This is a genomic window from Streptomyces sp. NPDC056224 (assembly GCF_042267665.1).
Lineage (GTDB): Bacteria > Actinomycetota > Actinomycetes > Streptomycetales > Streptomycetaceae > Streptomyces.
The window spans coordinates 782,873-800,829 of the sequence record NZ_JBHJTK010000001.1; the positions used below are offsets into that span (position 1 = coordinate 782,873).

At 73.2% G+C, this 17,957-nt stretch carries 13 protein-coding genes; 2 read left to right on the plus strand and 11 right to left on the minus strand.

The window, feature by feature from the left end; translation table 11 throughout:
* Positions 1-2: 2 nt before the first annotated feature.
* The 6 genes from ACFCZ1_RS03575 to ACFCZ1_RS03600 form a co-directional block, all read right to left on the minus strand.
* Complete coding sequence (locus ACFCZ1_RS03575; RefSeq protein ID WP_376676653.1) at positions 3-1,151, minus strand: acyl-protein synthase; 1,149 nt, start codon at positions 1,149-1,151, stop codon at positions 3-5.
* Positions 1,148-2,293: a GNAT family N-acetyltransferase gene (locus tag ACFCZ1_RS03580; RefSeq protein WP_376676654.1), complete on the minus strand. Its 1,146-nt coding sequence runs from the start codon at positions 2,291-2,293 to the stop codon at positions 1,148-1,150. The genes ACFCZ1_RS03575 and ACFCZ1_RS03580 overlap by 4 nt, the downstream gene beginning before the upstream one ends.
* A complete protein-coding gene (locus ACFCZ1_RS03585; protein ID WP_376676655.1) occupies positions 2,290-3,720 on the minus strand; it encodes an MFS transporter in 1,431 nt (476 codons plus the stop codon). Before ACFCZ1_RS03585 ends, ACFCZ1_RS03580 begins: the two co-directional genes overlap by 4 nt.
* Positions 3,717-5,030 carry a phenylacetate--CoA ligase family protein gene (locus ACFCZ1_RS03590; protein WP_376676656.1) on the minus strand — a complete coding sequence of 438 codons (1,314 nt, stop codon included), beginning with the start codon at positions 5,028-5,030 and terminating at the stop codon, positions 3,717-3,719. The genes ACFCZ1_RS03585 and ACFCZ1_RS03590 overlap by 4 nt, the downstream gene beginning before the upstream one ends.
* 249 nt (positions 5,031-5,279) lie before the next feature.
* Positions 5,280-5,987 carry an intradiol ring-cleavage dioxygenase gene (locus tag ACFCZ1_RS03595; protein ID WP_376676657.1) on the minus strand — a complete coding sequence of 236 codons (708 nt, stop codon included), beginning with the start codon at positions 5,985-5,987 and terminating at the stop codon, positions 5,280-5,282.
* A 368-nt stretch (positions 5,988-6,355) separates the two neighbouring features.
* Complete coding sequence (locus ACFCZ1_RS03600) at positions 6,356-7,897, minus strand: DUF6056 family protein (protein WP_376676658.1); 1,542 nt, start codon at positions 7,895-7,897, stop codon at positions 6,356-6,358.
* Positions 7,898-8,111: 214 nt separating this feature from the next.
* On the opposite strand from ACFCZ1_RS03600, the gene ACFCZ1_RS03605 reads away from it, so the two are divergent.
* The gene (locus ACFCZ1_RS03605) at positions 8,112-9,530 is read left to right on the plus strand and encodes a hypothetical protein (protein ID WP_376676659.1); all 1,419 of its coding nucleotides are present in this window, start codon (positions 8,112-8,114) and stop codon (positions 9,528-9,530) included.
* 23 nt (positions 9,531-9,553) lie between these two features.
* Here the strand turns inward: ACFCZ1_RS03605 and ACFCZ1_RS03610 are convergent, their stop codons facing one another.
* From ACFCZ1_RS03610 to ACFCZ1_RS03630, 5 genes are all read right to left on the minus strand, one after another.
* Entirely contained in the window at positions 9,554-9,988 is a 435-nt protein-coding gene (locus ACFCZ1_RS03610; protein WP_376676660.1) for a hypothetical protein, read from the minus strand.
* A gap of 175 nt (positions 9,989-10,163) precedes the next feature.
* Complete coding sequence (locus ACFCZ1_RS03615) at positions 10,164-12,287, minus strand: PIG-L family deacetylase (protein WP_376676661.1); 2,124 nt, start codon at positions 12,285-12,287, stop codon at positions 10,164-10,166.
* 447 nt (positions 12,288-12,734) lie between these two features.
* Positions 12,735-15,077 (minus strand): FtsX-like permease family protein, encoded by a 2,343-nt coding sequence (locus ACFCZ1_RS03620; RefSeq protein WP_376676662.1) that lies wholly within the window; start codon positions 15,075-15,077, stop codon positions 12,735-12,737.
* A 2-nt stretch (positions 15,078-15,079) separates the two neighbouring features.
* Positions 15,080-15,850 carry an ABC transporter ATP-binding protein gene (locus tag ACFCZ1_RS03625; protein WP_376676663.1) on the minus strand — a complete coding sequence of 257 codons (771 nt, stop codon included), beginning with the start codon at positions 15,848-15,850 and terminating at the stop codon, positions 15,080-15,082.
* On the minus strand, positions 15,847-16,353 hold the full coding sequence (locus ACFCZ1_RS03630) for a PadR family transcriptional regulator (protein ID WP_376676664.1): 507 nt from the start codon (positions 16,351-16,353) through the stop codon (positions 15,847-15,849). The genes ACFCZ1_RS03625 and ACFCZ1_RS03630 overlap by 4 nt, the downstream gene beginning before the upstream one ends.
* A gap of 168 nt (positions 16,354-16,521) precedes the next feature.
* Here ACFCZ1_RS03630 and ACFCZ1_RS03635 point away from each other — a divergent pair, with 168 nt between their 5' ends.
* Entirely contained in the window at positions 16,522-17,796 is a 1,275-nt protein-coding gene (locus tag ACFCZ1_RS03635; RefSeq protein ID WP_376676665.1) for an ABC transporter substrate-binding protein, read from the plus strand.
* The last annotated feature ends 161 nt before the right edge of the window (positions 17,797-17,957 follow it).

Sequence of the window (17,957 nt, forward strand, 5' to 3'; positions counted from 1 at the left end):
GGTCACGCCATTCCCTTCATCAGTTCCGCTGCGGCCACCGCGCAGCTGCGGTTGCGGCTCACCCCGGCACGGCCGTGCACGGTGAACCAGGGGGTCTCCAGCTCGCACCCGCAGGCGTCGCCCGGCTGGAGGGAGGCGAGGTCGCCCATGACCACGCTCTGCGCCGGAACCGAGGTGATGTACGGCGACACGACGTGCAGGTAGCCCCGCTCCCCGTACGGCAGCGGATCGAGGGTGCGGGTGGAGCGGATCGTCACGCGGGACCAGACGGGCGCGTGCAGCCTGTGGTGGTCGCACTCGATGTACGGGATGCAGTGCTCGACCGATCCGAAGGTGTCCCGGATCCGCTCGCCCGGGATGCCGAGCTGCTCGGTGACGCGCGCGTACAGTTCCTCCTTGCCGATGCGCCGGTCGGCGTGCCCCTTCCAGCCGCCGCCGAGGACGACGAGGGAGCCCTCGGGCAGGCGCAGCGGAGGCAGCCCCATGGCCCGCATCCGCTCCAGGGTGAAGAAGAGGAACGCCGGGAAGCCGAGGATGCGGACAGGGGCGTCCTCCCGCTCGAAGCGGCGCAGCGCGGCGATGCAGCCGAAGGGGTCGAACTCGTGGTCCCCGCCGGTGTTGCGCAGGGCGTACTCGACGCTGCGCGCCGGCGCGAAATCACACAGGTAGTTGTCGGTGAAGGCGGTCCCGAGGTTCAGGGAGGGGGCCGGCTCGTAGCTGTACAGGAGGTAGTTGACCTCCTGGTCGGGGGTGATCCAGCCGTTGCGCTCGAAGATCCGGGCGACCATGCGCTGGGCGGAGCGGATGGTCCAGTGGTCGAAGAACATCTGCGACTTCTGGCCGGTGGTGCCGGAGGAGGTCAGGTGCAGTTCGACCTCCTCACGCGGCACGGACAGCACCTCGTGCCGCTTGAAGAAGTTCGCGTGGACGAGCGGCGCCCGGTACGGCTCCGCCGGGGGAGTGGCCTCGTACAGGGAGCGGAAGAACGGGGAACGTTCGGTGTGCCAGGCGTTGGTCTCCGCCATGGCGGCGGCGAACAGTTCGTCCTCCGCGGGCCCGTAGGCGTACGGGTCGGTCAGGTCGCACAGCTGTTGTACGTGCGGCAGGAAGGCCGGGTCGGGTACGGCGACCGGCGCGAGATGGGGGTTCATCGGGCAACCTCGGATGGTGTGGGCAGGTGCGTCGACGCCCAGGCCGACACATAGCAGTCCAGATAGGGCTGGAGGGGCGGTTCGACGGCGACGCCGCGGAAGTCGATCCGCTCGGTGGAGCGGGACAGGACGGCGTAGTCGTGGAAACCGTCACCGTCCGCGCGCATCGCCGGGTAGAGGGCTCCGGCGACGAAGCCCTGGGCCAGGAAGAGCGAGAGGGCCTCCTGGTGCGCGAGCGGGACCAGCGCCTCGACGTAGCCGGCGCCCGCGCGGGCCAGGGCCCGGGTGACGGGTTCGAGGTACGCGGCGGCCGCCGCCGGGTCGGGGTGGGCGGTCAGCAGGGAGCAGTAGCCGCCGGCGCGGTTGAGGTAGGCGTAGACCTCGAACCGGCCGTCTTCGGGGGTGAGCAGCACGTTCGGGGTGTGCAGCGGGTAGAACCAGCCCTCGGTGCACGGGAACCGTTCGCGGAAGCGGCGGCGCACGAAGGCCGGCGCCTCGATCATCTCCAGCTGTTCGACGGCCCCTTGCGGCGCGGGCGCCGGGAGCGCGCCGGTGGTGGCCCGGACCCCGGGGTAGCCGATGCCGAGCGCCGACTCGGCGGTGCGCAGCAACGGCAGCAGCGGGGCGGGCACTTCGGTGACGGGCATCCGGCGATCGAGCACGCCCGTGGAGTGACGCGCGTAGAGTGCGAGGCTTTCACGGCTGCGCAGATCGACCGCGTTGGGCAGGATGCCCAGCGGGCGGAAGCCGTTGCGCGCCACGACGCGCTGCGGACCCGCGCTGACGGTGCGTACGGTCGCGTACACGGAGTCCAGCCGGCCCGTGTCCAGCATCCCGGCGCACAGCGCCTCGGTCAGGGCGGCGGCGAGGCCGGCCGAACGGTGCCCGGGGTGTACGGCGATGCCCTCCAGGCGGCCGATGCGACTGCCCGCCTCACCGTGGATGGCGGCGGACGCGGTCAGGGCCCCGGTGTCGGCGCAGCGGCCGACGAGCCACAGGGAGCACGGGTCCTCGATGAGCCGGGCCATCTCGGCCGGGTCGGTGCCGAGGGCCACGGGGTAGTGCGGACCGTACACGGCGTAATAGAGCTGGCGCAGTTCGGCGATGTCCGCGCAGACGGCCGGGGTGATGACGGGGCTCACCGCTCGCCTCCAACGGCTTCCGGGGCCCGGTCGGCATCCGTACCGGCGTCCGTACCGGCGTCCGTACCCGGGCACGGATCCGCCGGGGGCGGGACGGGGTCGCGGGACCCGAGCAGGGCGAGCGCGCAGATGGCGGGGACCATGCCGACGCCCTGCACCAGGCACAGCGTCCGTGGCGAGAGGAAGTCACCGGCGGAGCCGAAGACCAGGGACGCGACCGGCAGGGAGGCGCCCAGTACGGCCTGCATCACGGCGAAGAAGCCGGGCTTGTCGGCCGCCGGCACCAGCCGTTGGAAGAGGGCCACGAAGCGGACGCCGACGGCCCCGGCGCACCAGCCGGCCACGGCCAGGCAGCCCGCGACGGCCAGGCGGTGGGCGACCAGCCCGGGCACCGCCAGGGCGAGGGCCATCAGGGCCAGGCAGTAGGCGCCGGCGACCGTGGGCCGCCCCGGCACGCGGGTGCCGGTGAAGGCGCCGATGAGCGCGCCGGTGCCCAGGGAGGCCTCCAGGAGTGCCACGGTGCCCCCACCGCCCTGGAGGACCGAGCGGGTGTAGAGGGGGATGACGACGAACACGGCGGTGGTGAAGAGGTTCGCCGCGGTGAAGCAGTACAGGATCCGCCGTACGTAGGGCAGTTCGCCCAGGATGCGGCGCAGCCCCCGGCGCCGGGGCACGGCTGCCGCCGGGCCGGACGCGGTGGTGGCTGCGGACGCGGTGGTCGGGGTGGTCGCGGTGGACGAAGCGGTGCGGAAGCGGGCGCTCGCGACGAGGAGGGCGGCGCCGAGATAGGCGGCGGCGCAGCCGGCGGCCAGCCCGGCCACGCCCGCCCGGTCGACGGTGAGGGCGCCGAGCAGCGCTCCTCCGAGACCGGCCAGGGACTGGGTGGACAGCTCGAAGCCGGTGGCGGTCTCGATGTCGGCGTCGTCAACGAGTTCGGGCACCGAGGTGGTCAGACAGGGGTCGAAGAACGCCTGGCAGGTGGCCACGGCGAGAGCAGCGGCGTAGACGGCGGTGAGCGGCGGTCCGTCGGCGTAAGCCCACAGCGCGAGCGCGCCCGACGCTGCTCCGGCCAGGGCGGCGGCGGTCCGCAGAACCGAACGGTGGGCGAACCGGGCGACGGTCCCGGCGACGACGGGTGCCAGCGCCACGGCGGGCAGCGTGCAGACCGCCATGAACAGCCCGGAGGCCAGGCCGGGAGCGTCGCGTACGGCGTGGGCGACGATCCACCAGGACACGCCGACCTGGAGCATGCGTACGGCTGCCTGGGTGAGGACCTGGCCGAGCCACACGGCGCCGAACGCGCGGTTGCGCAGGATCAGCGGAGCGCGCCGCACACCGGCACCTCCGGCACCACCGGCGCCCGGCCCGGTGTGGGCGGCATCGGCGGTGGCCCCGGTCTCGGGTACGGACACGGGTGGGGCGCTCACGCGGTCGGCCTCTCGTCGAGGACCCGGACGAGCTTGCCCGAGCGCGGGTTGACGGCGAGGTCGCGGTGTCGCACCCACTCCACGGAGAGCGGGTGCACGAACCCGGCGCGCACACTGTCCGGATACAGCGGCCGTACGGTCTCCAGCTCCGTCAGGACGGCCTTGGCCAACGCCACCCGGTCGTCCTCGGCCCGGTCGTCCTCGGCCTCGCCGGAGGCGGGGTCGCCGGACGCGGGGGCGCCGGGGGCCGTCGCCAGTCGCAGGACGAGCCCGTCGCGGCCGTCCCAGCGGCGGACGACGAGCTGCATGCCGACCACGTGTCCGGCGGTGTCCGCGGAAGCCACCGCGTTCTGGGCGTCTTGGGTGTAGAGGGAGACGGGGCCGACCCGTACGCCCTCCTCGGCGCGGCCGAGGATCCGGAAGTGTCCGGGCCCGGTGCCGGTCCACTCGGCGCGGTCGCCCGCGGGGTAGCGGATGATCGGCATGAGGCGGCGGAAGAGGCTGGTGACGACGACCCGGCCGGCCCGCCCCGGTTCCGTGATGGGCTCATCGGTGGAGTCGTCGAGGATCTCGACGACCGCGTACGGGGTGAAGGCCCGGTGGACCCGGGCGTCGGAGCCGGGCACGGGGCGGCCGAGCAGGCCGGCGTCGACGCTGGCGTATCCGATGGAACGCGCCTCGGCGCGGGGGAACGCGCTCGCCAGCAGGCGTCGTTGATCGTCGAAGAGGGCCTCGCCGCCGAAGAGGAGCAACTCCACCGAGTCGAGCCGGACACCGGACGAGATGGTGTGCTCGGCGAGCCGGCACAGGGTGGTGGGCGTGCCTGCCAGTACCTGGGCGGCGAGATCGCGCAGGGTCGGGACCGTCGATTCCAGCGGGGCGCCGCCACCGACGGGCAGGCGGACGTTGTCCACGGGCGCGTGGGCGAGCGAGTCGAGGACGAAGAGGAAGCTGGCGTACAGCTCGCCCGCGTAGAAGAGGTCGGCCACGCGGTGCCCCGGGCGCAGACCGGTGTCCACGAGACCCTGGCCGAAGGAGGTGACGAACGTGCCCCACTCGTCGCGGGTGTAGACGGAGAACTTGGGGGAGCCGGTGGTGCCGCCGGTCTTGTAGACCGTGGCTTCGCTGAGCGGGCCGGTCAGCACCCGGTTGTCGTGAAGGGTGTTGGCCGCCCAGAACTCCTGCTGGTCGACCACCGGCAGGTCGGTGAGGTGGTCGATGTGCTGCGGAAGGGCCGCGTAGAGGTCTTTGTAGAAGGGCGAGTTGTGACGGGCGAAACGTATGAGGTCCGAGAGTTGCTGGGCGGACATGGGCCTTTGCCTAGGTGACGGGAATGGGACGGGAGCCACGGCGGGGCGCGGCGAGAGCGAGAACTCGCCTGCGGGATCGACCGGTGTGAACGGGGGACCCCCCGGCGCCCCCGCCTCCTCGACGCACGCCAAAAGGTGACGTGCAGTCACAATCATGAAACATCAGCGCGCTTGTCGCCAAACCGGCCAAGGATTTTCGGTCAACGCGGCCGTATTCGCTAGTATTTCTGGAACAAGCAGGTGCCCGGCTCAGGCGATTCCCACGGTGTACGCGGCACGGTAGCCGTCGCCGTCGGGCGAGGGGGCCAGCGTCATGGCGGCCCCGGCGGACCTGAAGCGGCTGTCCCGGCGGTTGGGGTGCTTCGGCGCGGGGCGGCGCGCGTAGGGCTGGAGCGCGTACACCTTCAGCAGGAGGTCCTCGGGGAAGAAGAACTGGGAGGTCGTCTCGGTACGGGTGTCGGGGTGCACCTTGAAGTGGATGTGTGGTGCCAGCCCCGCGTACCAGCCGGGAACGATCGTCCGGAAAACGCATCGGCCCGCGCCGTCGGTGGTTTGCGTGCCGCGCAGGAAGGTGGCCCCGCCGGTGGAGTAGGTGCCCGAGGCGTCGGCATGCCAGACATCGACGGTGGCGTCGGCGAGGGGCCGGCAGCCCGCTGACACCCGGACCACCGTCAGCTCCAGCCGGAACGGCACTCCACTCCGGCCCTCGGTGATGTCCGACCGGACCCGGTCCAGGTCGACGTAGTACGGGCCCGCGCCCGCTTCGGAGGTGAGGACACAGGCCGGTTCGCTGCTGCCGCTGCCCGTCGGCCGGGGTGGCGGGGCTGACGGCTGCCCCGCCACACCCCGGGTCCCGGCCGGGCCGGAGCAGGCCGCGGCCAGCATGGCGGCCCCGGCCGATCCGGCGGCCAGCAGAACGGTACGACGGCTGGTCCGGGAGGTGTCGTTCTCGGACATGCGAACCCCTCATACGTGCGCGTACGGTGGCAAACTGCGCCCAACCGTGCCGGACGGCAGAGTTCCCGGTCGTACCGACACGCCCAGGACCTGCCGAATCCCCCGACCTCCACAACGACACCGGCAGTGCCGTCCCGCTCCGCGGCACGCGCACACCGGGCGCCGCCGTAGTGCCGGGTGGCCGCGTACGCGCCCGGACAGACCGTCGCCGACCCCCCGACCGGCGTGCGCATCGACGCCCTCGCGGGCGGGCGGACGGGAGCCACGGTGCGGCTGAGCAAGGAGTGACTCGGGACGGGCCGGTGAGTGCGAGACCGCCGCGCCCAGGCGCGCCCGGGTGGAACCGCGTGGGCCGCGCGGGTCGCGGCTCAGCGGCGGTGGATCCGGTCGACGCCGTACCACCTCGACACGCAGGCGGCGACCCAGTCCCGCTCGTAGCTCCCCGTGAAGAACGGCTCGGCGAGAGCGCCGATGTACAGGGGCCGGTAACCCACGTCCGCGGCACCCCGCGCGGCCTCGCTCCGGATGCGGGAGTTCTGGGCGTCCCAGGCCACGGAACGGGCGACCGTGGTGGTCGTCAGCTGCTGCACGTTCGGGACGAGCGCGGCCACCGAGGCCAGCGTCAGGCAGCCCGCCGCCACGGCGCCGGTCACCAGGACCGGGCCGGCGGTGCGGCGGCCCGAGAGCCACCGGCCGCCCCACGCGCCCAGCAGTGCGCCGTAGCCGCAGAGCGCCAGTTCCATCGGTACGAGAAAGCTCGTCCAGGTACGGGCGTACGTCCACCCGCTCGGGCCGTAGCCGCTGCGCAAACCCACGACCACCGCGAACGAGCCCAGTACCACCACGGGCACCGGGAGCAGGAGCAGGGCGATCAGCACCTTGCGCGGCACGGTCCGCCGCGGCTCCCGCCTCCCGGGCCGAGCGGGCCCGCGCAGCCCGCTCGCCAGGCCCAGGAGGATGCCGACGGCGGCGGCTCCGAGGTAGGCCCACTGGCCGGTGACGGAATCCCACACGCGCAGCCAGTCCTCGAAGGTGCCGCCCAGTTCGCCCGCGGAGAGCACGGACTCCCTGTCCGGCTGCTGCGCCCGGCGCCACCGGGCGCCCGGGGAGGTGTAGAGCACGACCAGCCCGCAGAGGAGGCCGGAGCACCAGAGCAGGCACCAGGTGAACGGATGCCAGTTCCGAGCCAGGCCGAGGCGGGGCACGGAGAGCACCCCGATCCCGGCGGCGAGCAGCCCGCTGACGAGCGCGAACGGCTCGCTCAGGGTGCCGAGCACGAAGCCGATGAGGAACGCCGAGGCGAAGCCGGCCACGCGGACGCCGGCACGGGGATGGCGGACGGTCCGGATGGCCAGCAGGAGCGCCCACAGACCGATGACGCTCGGCAGGGTGTGGGAGATCGTGGCGGGGGCCCACAGCAGGACCTGATAGCTGCGGGTACCCGCGAAGTACAGCAGCGCCTGGACGACCAGGGCGCAGGCGGTCAGGAGCAGCACCGGGGGCCTGCCGCCCAGGAACCGGATGAAACGGCACCCCAGCAGGACCAGTCCGGCGGTGAAGGAGACGGCCATGACCGTCGGCAGGATCTTGGTCCCGGCCGGTCCGCCGCCGTAGACGACACCGCTCAGGAAGGCGTTGGCGATCCTGCCGTTCTGGGTCATGTAGAAATCGGACGTGATGCCCAGGACGCCCAGATCACGGGCCTTCCACGCGGCACACCAGTCGTCGGAGGTGGGCCGCACGTAGAGACCGAGGAAGCATCCGACGGCGACCAGCGCCCCGGCCGCTGCGACGAGCGCCGCCCCGGCTGCCGGCAGGAGCCCGCGCAGGAGGGGGCGGCGGCCGGTTTTCCGGCCCACCGCGGGGGGAGGGGTCCGGACGTCCTCGCCCTCGACCGCAGCAGTGCTCATTCGCCACCCCTTCGCATGGCCCGCGAACACCCATGATGTGCACGGTCCGCCGCCACCGGCATCCCGGGTGAGCCAGGGCGGGTACGCGGCCGCGAAGACCCTCGGACCCCCTCGTTCACCCGGGCGGCGGGTGTTCCGTGGCAGCCTCGGCAGGGCTCTTCCAGGATGGGGGATCCGGGTCCGCGCGTACGCCCGCCCGGCGGAGGGAGTGGCGATGCCCGGTGTCCTGCTCGGTTGTTGGGCGGTCGTCACGGCGGCACTGGCGGGTGTCACCGTTCCCGTGTGCGCCGGGGGCCACGGGAGCGGCGGTGAGGTCGAGCGCAGTTACGCGCCCGTGTCGCTGCCAGCCGCCCGCACCGTCGGTGTGCTGTCCAACACGACCGCCGCCGAAGGCGTTCTGCCGTCCGACGCCAGGGGCGCGCGGTACGTGGAGGGGAGCAACGTCCTGCGACTGGCGTCCGGCCGGTGGATGTACCTTCCCGCTGCCAGTACGGCCTCGGCCGTGGTCCCCGCCGGCCACCCGCCGGCGCGGCAACAGATCGAGCGGAGCCGCGCCTGGCTGGCCTCCGGCCGGGTCCCGGGCAGGTCGCCCGCGCAGCGCGCGGCGGCCGAGCGGGCCCTCCTGGCCATGCGCGCCCTGCTCCTGCCGAACGGCGCGATGGCGGCGGGGTGGAGTCCCGGCTGGAAGTACTCGTGGCCGCGCGACGCCAGCTTCGCCTCCGCCGCGTTCGCGCACACCGGGCACGACGCCGAGGCCTACCGGATCCTGCGCTACAGCGCCGCGACCCAGCGCGAGGACGGCACCTGGGAGGCCCGGACCAAGCTCGACGGGTCCGGCCCGCCCGACGGCAGACGCTGGCAGCTGGACGCCAACGGCTGGGTCCCCTGGGCGACCTGGCAGTGGTACCGGACGGCCCCCCGCGCCACCCGCCACGCCCGGCTCGTCACCCTCTATCCGATGATCCGCAAGGCGGCCGACCATGCGGCCGGCTCCCTGCGGGCGGACGGGCTGCCCCCGGCCTCCCCCGACTACTGGGAGCTGATGACGACCACCGCGAACATCGGCACGGCCGCACCGCTGCTCGCCGGGCTCAACGCCTCCGCCGACCTCGCCCGGGAGGCGAACCGGCCTGACGACGCGGCGCGCTGGGCCCGGGCCGCGCGGCGGCTCTCCTCGGCAATCTCCGCGAGCTTCCTTCCCCTGAGGTACCAGCGCACCGCCGACGGACGGCACGGGCACGACAGCGCGGTCACCTTCATGGCACCTCCCTTCAACGCGGCCCCCGCCGGCCTGCCCGGAGCCCTGGACGCCACGTACCGGGTGCTGCTCCTGCCCAATGGCGGGCTGACCCCGGGGAACGACCCCGCCGCGCCCTGGGGAGGGAACGCCTGGACGCCCAGTACGGCGTTGTTCGCGCTCGCATGGGCCGGTACGGGGCAGCCGGCGAAGGCCGCACAGGTCCTGGACTGGGTCCTCTCCAAGAGGAACTCGCTCGGCGAGCTGCCGGAGAAGGTGGACAAGGAGGGCCGGCCCGCCTCGGTCGCCCCGCTCGCGTGGACGGGCTCGATCGCCGTCCTGTCCCTCGTGGCGCTCGACGGCACGGCGCTTCCCACGCCGCCGCTGCGCCCGTAGGGACCGCGCCGCGGGACCGGGACTCAGAGGGGCTCCGTCCCCTCACCCGGCGGCGGAGCGGTGCGGATCCTCTCCAGCGAGGCCAGGAGGTGCCGGTAGGCGAGCCGTTCGGCCGCCACCGCCCGCCGGAGGGGGAGGTAGTGCGGATCACCGTGCGACCGGGCCTGTGCCGCGGCGGCGAGGCGCAGCAGCCTCGCCCGGTCCGCCTCGTGCCTGGCTCCGACGTACGCGTCGTCGAGGAGCCGGTGGTCGAGGACCTCTGCGAAGGCGCGCTCCGCCAGGGCGTGGATCCGGTCGAGTTCCTCGGCGCAGCTCTCCGGGGCCGTCCCGGCACAGCCGTCTTCCACGGCACGGGACAGCGATGCCAGGGTCGCCCCGAGCTCCGGGTACCCCCAGGACGGCACGGCGTCGTTCCTGCACCCGGTGGCGAGGGCCACCAGCACGGCGACGCAGGCCACGGCGCGGAGCCTCCCCGGTCCCGGGCGCCCGCGAACGGTGGAGCAAGGGGTCATGGGAGCCCCGATCGCCGGTGGTCAGGTCGTCAGGTGGTCAGGTAGTTCGCGTCGGCACGTGGTCAGGGGCCGGTCTCGGCCGATCCCGACGTGGTGTGGCCGCCATCCTCGCCCACACCGGTCAGCGCTGCCACACGGTGCCCGCACCGGCGGCCTGCGCGATCACGGGGGGCCGGACCGCCCGGTGCCACGGGGAGGAGGGCGGACGGCTGCCGGGCGGTGCGGATCCGGCCGGCGGAGCGGTCGTGACGTGCAGACCGGCGTCCAGGCCGAGGGCCGCGGCGACGGCCGTACCGCCCGGCTCGGCCACGGCCGCCGGTGCGCCCGTGTAGAGCATCTGGGACTCGTACCAGGACGGAGCGTCGTCAGGGCCCGACATGCCGACCGTGCCCGTGCCCGCGCGGCCCGCGAGCACATCGCCCGCGACGCCGACCGCGCCGTAGCCGCCCTCACCGCCCGCCTCGGTGACCGGGGAGAACGTCGGCCCGGGCGTGCCCGCGGTGGCCAGGGTCGTACCGACGGTGCCCGTGCCGGGGTGGCGGAAGTACAGGCGGACGCCGTCGCCCTGCGGGCTCGCCGAGAGCGGCCCGGTGGTCGCCGGCAGTCCGGTCGGGAAGGGGCCGGCGGCCGGGGCGTCCGGGGCCGGCCGGACCCAGGCCAGCACGGTCCGGTCCGTGGCCGCGTACACGTGGCGCCGCCCCGCCGCGTCGGTCGTGGTGACCGGGTCCCCCTGCAGGCCGGCGCCGCCCAGGGCCTGCCACGGGTCGAAGGCGCCGTCCGGGGTCGCCTGTGCGCGGGCGCGCAGGGTGCGCCGGGAGTCGCGCACGTACACGGTCATCCGGCCCGTGGAGTCGACGGCGACGGACGGCCCGCTGATCGCCGACGTGCTGGATATGTCGCCCTTGTCCGGAGTACCCAGCGACTGCCACGGGCCGAAGACGCCGTCGGGCGCGGCCTGGACGGCATACACGAGGTCGCGCCCGTACTCCTGGGGCGTGGCGCCCAGGGTGGTACGGGTGCCGAAGACCGCGATCCTGCCGTCGGGGAGCCGGACCGTCGCCGCACCCGTGTCGATCCCCTCGCCGCGGAGGAACTGCGGTCCCTGCCAGGGGGCCTCGGGGCCGCTGCGCGACCAGTACGCCATCCGGCCGTCCAGGACGGCGAAGGCCCACAGCCGGCCGGAGACGCCCTCGGTCAGCCAGGAGGTGCCGTCGCCGCGGCTGTAGCGGATGGTCTGGTTCCATCCGGCGCCGGTGGGCCGGGTCGCGGTCTTGCGGTCGCCGCAGCCGGCGGGGCTGCCGCACCAGTCCTGGTGGTCCGTCCAGGCGTAGGTCTTGAGGTAGCCGAGCTTCTCCTCGGCCGCCTGCGGGTCGAGCGTGGGGGGCAGGGAGCTGTTGGGGTAGCTCACGTAGTTCTGGACCGAGAAGTGCGGCCGGTCCGTGGACTTCGCGTACCGCTCGGCCGCGGCCTGTACGAAGCGGGCGCCGTACATGTGGTCCTGGTGGTCGAGGAAGGTGCCGCCCTGCGACCGGCCGGGCGTCGGGTCCTGCGTCCGTATCGTGGTCGGCCGGTACATCGCGAAGACGGACGCGATGGCTTCCACGGCCTGGTCCTTGGTGTACGAGAACGCGGACTCGACCGGCGTCCCGGAAGTCAGCTGGGAGCCCAGGGCGGGAATCCGGCCGTCCCACAGCCCGCGGAGACTGTCCGGATTGTCACCGGAGATGCTGCGGGCCTCGCGCAGCTGCATCCACACCAGGTTGACCTCGGGCCTGGCGACGAGGACGTCCACCTCGGCGCTCCCGCCGCCCGCGGTCGGTACGGACTTGCGCTGCCAGATGCTGGTGCGTTCGCCCGTGGCCATCTGCGCGTAGGCGGCCCGTATGCCGTTCTGCCGGGCCTCCGCGTAGGCGGCGTGATCGGCGGGGCCCGCGGGGTCTTCCAGGTGCGGGCTGTGGGCCTCGTTCCTGCCGTCGGACTCGCCGGAGGTCAGGTAGACGGTGGTGACCTTCACGCCGGTCGATATGGAGCGGCTCAGGTCGGGGTTCATGAAGAAGAGGTCGTCGTCCGGATGGGCGACCACCTGAAGGACTGTGCCCTCGGTCACACTTGGGCGGAGGACCGTCTCGGAGGCCGCCGGTTCCTGCGCGTAGCCGTAGCCGTAGGCCCAGGTCGTCACCCCGGCGGCGCCGACGGTGAGCGCGGCGAGCAGGGTTGCGAGGCGGGTGCGGCTGGCCAGGGACATCTGCAACGCCTTGAGGATCGGTCCGGTGCGGAACTCCGCCGAGGGGTGAGTCGGCGTCCCGAGGGCTCCACCGCTTCCGGAGACGACCGGGCCCGATTATGTCTCGGGTGCTGGCAACTGACACACCATCAAGAGGCATATGACGAGAAATCAAGTTGAATGCGATGTATGTACGCCTTGCCCGATTTGCCACCTCTTAGATTCCGGACATAGCGGGACAAAGAGGCGTCTTGCGTGGTGTGGGACGTGGCCATTCGCACACCCCCGACCTCCGGACGGCCGGTCGGGTGCTGCCCACCTGGTGACTGCGACACGACGACCGGCTCGGGCGGCCGATACCGCGACCGGCCCGGTGACGAGCGCGAGGCAGGCGCGAAGGCAGGACCGGCCGACGAGAGACCCTCAGGGCCGAGGACGAGGGCCCGGCGCTCCGCCGGGCCCCGGGGGTCAGAGCGTCTCGCTCAGCGAATCCGCCAGCCGCCGCCGTGCCGCGCGAGCCGCGGGCAGCGCCGCCGCCGCCACCGCACCCAGCACCGCCCCGCCGATCACCGTCAACAGCACCGGCAACGGCGGAAGCTGGGCTATCCCCGCGCCGATCCCGCTCGACGCGCCCTGCGTGTCCACCAGCCAGCTGCCGGACAGCACGCCCACCGTCGTCCCCGCCACCGCGGACACGAGCGCGGTCAGACCGGCGGCCGTCACGATCATCGCCCCGATCTGCCGGGGGGTCAGCCCGATCGCCTTCAGGGCGAGCAGGTCCCGGCCCCGGTCGCGTACGCCGGTGCCGATCAGCGTCAGCAGCTCGATCAACCCGATCAGTGCCAGCACCGCGATCAGCGCGGCGATCACTCCGCGTGCCGGTTCCAGCCGGTCCGCCGGATTGGGCGTCTCCCGGATCTCCAGCGTTCCGCCCGCCGCCGCGGCGAGCGTGCCGCTCACCGCCCGGGGGTCGGCCCCCTCGCGCAGCACCAAGGCGTGGAAGTCGGGCCGCAGCCGCGGGTCGCGCTCCCGCAGCGCGTCGATGGTCGTGGTGATCACCCGGCCGCCGGATTCGGGCTCGATGGTGCGGCCGACGAGGTGCAGGATCTGCGGCCGTCCCTCGACGGTCATCCGGACCCAGTCACCGACCCGCACCCCGAGGAGATCCAGCAGCCCCTGCCCCGCCACCGCCTCGTCCGGACCGCCGACCCCTCGCCCTTCCACGACCGCGGAGGGATACGGGTGCCGGGCCGTGCCCAGCCCGCGGAGCGTGATGGTGCCGGTCTGCCCGGGCACGAGCGCCGCCATCTCCGCGCCCGGATGGACCTCCCTGATGTCCGTGATCGCCGCGAGGGTCCCCTCCAGCTCAGGGTCCGATGGTCCCGCGGGCTGCTCCGCCCGTACGGTCAGCGCCGCGGGCAGACCCATCTGCGCGGGCCGGCTGCTGAACCGGTCCAGCGTCGACCAGGCGACGAGCGCGACCGTGATGAGCGCCATCGGCAGGGCCAGCCGGGCCACCAGTACGAGCGTCCGCCCGCGCCGCGGGAACGCCGCACGCCACCCCAGCACCAGGGCGGGGGGCACCCGCATTCCGAGCGCCCGCCTGCCGAGCGCGGTCATCGGCGCGGCCGACGGCAGCGCCGCCCGGGCCACCGGAACCGGCGGCACCCGCCCGGCCCGCCAGGCCGAGATCCCGGTGGCGGCCGCGATCAGCAGCACCGCGCCGCAGGGGATGCCGATCATCAGCGCGGTGTGGCCGGGCAGGTCGTGCCACACGGCCGCCGCATCTCCGATCCGCCCCGGTATCCGGGCGCCCAGCAGGGCGATCGCGGCCGTGCCGAGGGTCACGCCGAGGAGCGCGAAGGCCAGGTGCTGTACGAGGAAGCCGCGCACCACCTGGCCGGGGGTGAAGCCGACGGCCTTGAGGACGGCGATGTCCCTCAGCTGGCCGAGCACCCGGGCGCCGATCGCTCCCGACGCGGCGAGCGCCGCCGTGAGCAGCGCACCGAGCCCGAAGACGGCGAACATCTGCCCGAGGAGCCGGTCGTCGCCGCCCGCCTCGGCCCGGGCCTGCTGCCACTTGGTGACCTGGGCCACGCGGTCGGCGCCGAGGACGGTCACGGCGCGCTGGACCATGAAGTCGGTGTCGTCCGGATCCTCCAGGCGAAGCCCCACGCTCTGCCCGGTGTCCCCCCGGGCGATCTCGTCGAGGGTGCCGGACAGTACCCAGCCGATGCCGGGTCCGCCGCCCGCCCGGTAACGGGGTTCGGCCACCTCGGCGATGCCGCTCACCCGCAGCGCGTGCGGGGCGCCGTCCGGTCCGGTGACCCGTACCGTGTCGCCCGGCTCCGCCCAGAGCGACCGCGCGACCGAGGTCTCCAGCACGACGGTGCCGGCCCCGGCCCCGGCGTCCGCCCCGGCGCCGTCCTTCGACCCGGCGAGCCAGCCGCCGGCGGTCACGAGCGGCCGCCCGGTGTCCGGGGGCAGCGCCTCGGCCGCACGGAGGGTCACCCCGGCCCGCGCGCCCCGCGACTCGACGGTCGTCGCCGCCGTGCGGAAGGGCCCGGAGAGGGCGGCGATCCCGTCCACGCCGGACAGTGCGCCCATGTCGGCCCCGGCGCGGGTGTGCAGCCAGATGTGCGCACCCTGGGACTGGTTGAAGATCCGCTGCCACGGGTTCGCGGCGTAGCTGAACAGCGCGCCGGCCAGCAGCAGGGAGGCGATGATCCCGGCGCTGGCCAGCACGACGAAGAGGGCTTCGCCCCGGTGTGAGCGGAAATCGGCGTGCGCCCAGCGCAGTGTGGCCCGCACGCTCATTCCTTCAGTTCGAGTACGCCGCGGACGCCGCCGGCCGGCTCGCGGCGTCCGGCGCCGAGCTGCGCGTCGTCGGCTATGCGCCCGTCGAAGAAGCTGATCACGCGGTCGGCGGCACTGGCCATCCGGGCGTCATGGGTGACCATCAGGATCGTCTGGCCTCGCTGGTGGAACCGGGAGAGCAGGCGCAGCACCTCACGGGTGCCCTTGCTGTCGAGGCTGCCGGCCGGTTCGTCGGCGAGCAGCAGCGCGGGGTGGTTGACCAGCGCGCGGGCGAGCGCGACCCGCTGCTGTTCGCCTCCGGACAGCTCGCCGGGCATCGACCGCTCGCGGCCTTCGAGGCCGAGCTCGGCGAGCAGTTCGGCGCGGGAGTCGCGGGCCGCCTTCGGGGAGGCGCCCGCCAGCAGGGCGGGCAGTTCGACGTTGTCGGCGACGCTGAGGTTGGAGACCAGGTTGAAGAACTGGAAGACGACGCCGATGCTGCGGCGCCGCAGCACCGCCCAGCGGGCCTCGCGGTACTCGTCGACCCGTTCCCCGCCGAGCCACAGCTTCCCGCCGTCGGGCCGCTGGAGGCCGCCGATCAGGTGCAGCAGCGTGGACTTGCCGGCTCCCGACGGGCCGGTGACCGCGACGAACTCGCCCGGCTGGACGGACAGGTCCACACCGCGCACGGCGTGCACCGCCGCGCCCTCGCCGTGGTGCGTCTTGGTCAGGCCCTCGGCGCGCACGATGGGTACGGCAGGAGCCGTGGTGGCGTCGTCGTCGCTCATTCCAGCTCCTCCTGACAGCGTTCCAGCCAGTCGAGGTCGGCCTGCAGGTGCAGCATGGCGCCCTCGATCAGCAAGTGGGAGATCTTGTTGTCGCGGTCCTCCGCCGCTGCCAGCTTGGACAGGTCCCGCATGGTGTTGAGGTACTGCCGCCGCTGCCTGTTGATCAGCGCGACCGGGTCGGCCAGACCGGACTGCGGTGCGAGCGCGAGCTTCATGAAGAACTCGTCCCGTACCCGGGGCTCCTCCGCGGTGTCCTCGAACCAGACCAGCACGGCCTCGCGCCCGGCGTCCGTCAGCTTGTACGTGCGCTTGTTGGGCCGGCCCGACTGCTCGACGTCCTCGCCCTCGATCAGGCCGCTCTTCTCCAGCCGGCCGAGGGTGACGTAGATCTGGCCGACGTTGGGCTGAGGGTACGCGGCGCCCAGGAGCTTCTCAAGGTCCTGCTTCAGCTCGTAACCGTGAGCGGGGCCACGGGTGAGGAGTGCAAGGAGCGCCAGCCGCACTCGCTCCCCCTCCTTCCCGCTCCGTAGTCAACAGTTCACCCGGCAATGGACCGATTGGCGCCGCCGTCCGTCTCGTCTGCCTGGACGTCTAGTATCGCCCATGCCTAACGGGTATATATAGGCCGCGATGGTCGGCGGCACAGCCGGATCGTGCACTGGGAGGAATCTATGCGGTGGATGCATGCCGCGGGTAGAGCGCTCCTGGTCGTGGCGGTGGTGCTGGCGGGATACGCGGGATTCGGTGTCCATGCCGACGCGGGCGCGGCCGCCGGGGGGCGGGGCCCCCTGACGCTCGTGACGGCGGGCGATCTGACCGACTACCTCTCCCCACTGCTCGACGACTGGAACCGCGGCCACCCCGGCGAGCGCGTCACGCTCGTCGAACTGCCCGACTCGGCCGACGAGACCCGGGCCCAGATGATCAGCGAACTGCGATCGGGCCGCGACCGGTTCGACGTACTGAACATCGACGTCGCCTGGACCTCCGAGTTCGCGGCGGCCGGATGGATCTCCCCGCTGGAGCGCGACCGCTTCCCCCTGGACGCCTTCCTGCGGCCGGTCGTCGACACGGCGACCTTCGACGGCAGGCTGTACGCGGTCCCGTACGTCACCAACGCGGGACTGCTGTACTACCGCAAGGACATCCTCGACCGGGAAGGCGAGGACCCGCCGCGCACCTGGGCCGAACTGGTCCGCCAGGCGCGCACCATCGCCCCGAAGTACGGACTGGACGGCTACGCCGGACAGTTCCTGCCGTACGAGGGGCTCACCGTCAACGTCACGGAGGCCGTGCACTCGGCGGGCGGTTCGATCCTGCAGGGGGACGGAGCCCGGGTCACCGTGGACTCCGACGCGGCGCGCGCCGGGCTGCGGTTCCTCGCGGACGGTGTGCGGGACGGCTGGATCTCCCGCACCGCGCTCGGCTACAAGGAGGAGGAGTCGCGGCAGGCGTTCCAGGACGGCCGGCTGCTCTTCCTGCGCAACTGGCCGTACGTGTACGCGGACGCGAGCGCGGAAGGGTCGCGGGTCGCGGGCCGGTTCGGGGCCGTACCCCTGCCCGGACGCGACGGGCCCGGCACCAGCGTGCTGGGTGGCTCCAACCTCGCCGTCAGCAGCACGTCGCGACATCCGGCGTCGGCGGCCGATCTGATCTCCTACCTCACCAGTGAACGGGTCCAGCGGCAGGTGCTCACCGAGGGCTCGCTCCCACCGGTGCGCGCCGCACTGTACGAGGACCCCGAGCTGGTCCGCGCGTATCCGTACCTGCCCACGCTGCGCCAGAGCGTGCTGTCGGCGGTACCGCGGCCCAAGAGTCCGCGCTACGACCAGGTGAGCCTCGCCGTGCAGGCCGTGGCGCAGGACCTGATGGCGCAGCGCCAGACGCCCGACGAGGCGGGGGCGCGACTCGCGCGCGAGCTCGGGACCATCTCCCGCGGGGACTGACCGCACTTTCCTCCGCCTCCTCTAAGGGCCTCTACTTACATGTTAAGTAGAGGCCCTTCGTCATGCATGGGGATATCCAGCACAAATCATCCCAGCTTCCGACTGTTTCTGGACACATCGTTGACACCTTCCCGTCCCTGCTACTTAACATGCATGCATAA